Here is a 1,885-nt window from a genome sequence, read left to right on the forward strand (position 1 = left end):
GACGAAGACCTCGCCGCTGGTCACATAGCGCGTCTCGACAACCATGGCTTTCCGCCGGTCTCGCCCGCTGGGTAGCCTACGGCTAACGGCCAAGGAGTCCAATTGATCGGGTTAAGCTTATGGGCAGTGTTGGGGATGGCCTTAGCTGCCCATGTTCACTGAGGGTCCGCTGCGGACCTCAGTCGGAGCCTTGCCGAGGTCGGCTTCGAGTCAACATGCGAAGAACTCAACCTGAGCAAATCGGGTCCGCCATGCCTCAGTGAGCGGACCTCGTGGGCGCCGCTGCCTCTTCGCTGATGGGCCAGTTCCGGACACCTCCCGATTTCACTCAATCAGTTCGTTGGCCTCTATGAGAATGGCTGGTGGTACTGTGAGGGTGAGTGCCTTCGCAGCTCGCATGTTGATGACCAGCTCGAACTTCGTCGGCCGGAGGACTGGAAGATCGACCGGTTTCGCTCCGCGTAGGATCTTGCCCGCATACACTCCGACTTGGCGGTAAGCGTCGGCGAGGCTGGCACCATAACTCATTAGTCCGCCATCCGCCGGAAACTCTCGAATGTGGAAGATGCCGGGCAATTTGTGAGTAGACGAGAGAGCAATGATCTTGCTCCGCCGAGAGTCGAAGAATGGATCGTTCTGCACCATCAGCGCCGAAACGCCAGCTTTAGTCAACGCCGCGAAACCGGCCTCGATCTCAACATCGGTTGTTGCGCTCTGCACGATTACCTCACGGTCGAGCGACTGAGCTGCGCTGCCTACCGACCGCCGGAACTCGTCGAACGCTTCCATTCCGAAGGCCGGGTTGAGCAAAAGCCCCACAACGCGAGCCGAGGGGACCAAGGTGCAGAGAAGCCCCAGCCGTTTGGCGCCCAGATCGCCCGTGAAGAAGTTTACACCCGTGGCCGTGCCTGGCCGATTCATACTTGCGACCAGACCGGCGCGCACTGGATCCTGCCCGACGACGAAGACAAGCGGCACGGCGATGCCCGCCGCCTTGGTTGCGAGTGCGGCAGGATCGCCGGTAGCAACAATGACCGAAAGCGGTCGGCTCCGCAGATCGGCGACAAGGGGCCCCAACTGACTGTAATCGCCCTTCGCCCAGCGATACTCGACGGCGACGTTACGGCCTTCCACATAGGCCATCTCTTCGAGCCCGCGGCGGAAGGCATCCATGTGAATCGTAGCTTCTTCGGGCGAGCGCGTACTAAGGAATCTGATCAGCGGCTGCGCAGATAGTTGCTGGGCGCCCGCAGCAACCGGCAACGTTGCCGAAACAGCCGTAATTCCTCTAATGAAATCTCGCCGCCGCATTTGTCGCTCCAAAATACGCCGCGATAGGAACAGCGATGCACAATTGTCAGGACTCGCTTCAAAGGTGAATTTGCGCTGAAGTTCTCAGGCTGTCCATCTCGCGTCCGTCAATCGCATCGATCGGCCCTGAGTTCGTGATTTCCGAGCCACCGCCGGGAGCGGACATGTGGCCGCACTGCCACAACTGACGCAACGGGCCAGGAAGAGACATTTATCTCGCGCTGCGCGTCATGCGATCTGAGTCCGTCTCGCGCGCCGTGCCCTTCTATGCCTCAGCGGTTGTGTGAAACCTCCGCGCGTTCATAAATCGTGAGTTGTGTTTGCCGTTGCTCAGATCATGCTCTTCCAGTCGACTAGGTAAACGTGTGCCCGAATCGGACATCTAATGCGCTGCCAGGCTCGCCGCTCGGCACGCAGTGACACGCAAGGTTCGAGCCGAGCTGACGCGGCTTTAAACGGTATCAGTCAGCCCCACCTTGACATCTTTTCGCGACAGGTCAGTGCCGCTGCTTGAACCCGCTGCCGCTGCTGCTCTCCCCGCTGTGCCACTGCTCATCGAAAGGTAGGGCTCAGT

At 59.8% G+C, this 1,885-nt stretch carries 1 protein-coding gene; it reads right to left on the minus strand.

From position 1 onward, the window contains the following. Nucleotides 1-324: 324 nt before the first annotated feature. Nucleotides 325-1,311 carry an ABC transporter substrate-binding protein gene (locus IVB42_RS13890; RefSeq protein WP_247395897.1) on the minus strand — a complete coding sequence of 329 codons (987 nt, stop codon included), beginning with the start codon at nucleotides 1,309-1,311 and terminating at the stop codon, nucleotides 325-327. Between the last annotated feature and the right edge of the window lie 574 nt (nucleotides 1,312-1,885).

It is taken from the genome of Bradyrhizobium sp. 45 (assembly GCF_023073155.1).
GTDB lineage: Bacteria > Pseudomonadota > Alphaproteobacteria > Rhizobiales > Xanthobacteraceae > Bradyrhizobium > Bradyrhizobium canariense_D.

What these genes read in the sequence shown, in the direction of transcription:
- IVB42_RS13890 (WP_247395897.1), bottom strand. Translation starts at nt 1,311, where the DNA reads ATGCGGCGGCGAGATTTCATTAGAGGAATTACGGCTGTTTCGGCAACG.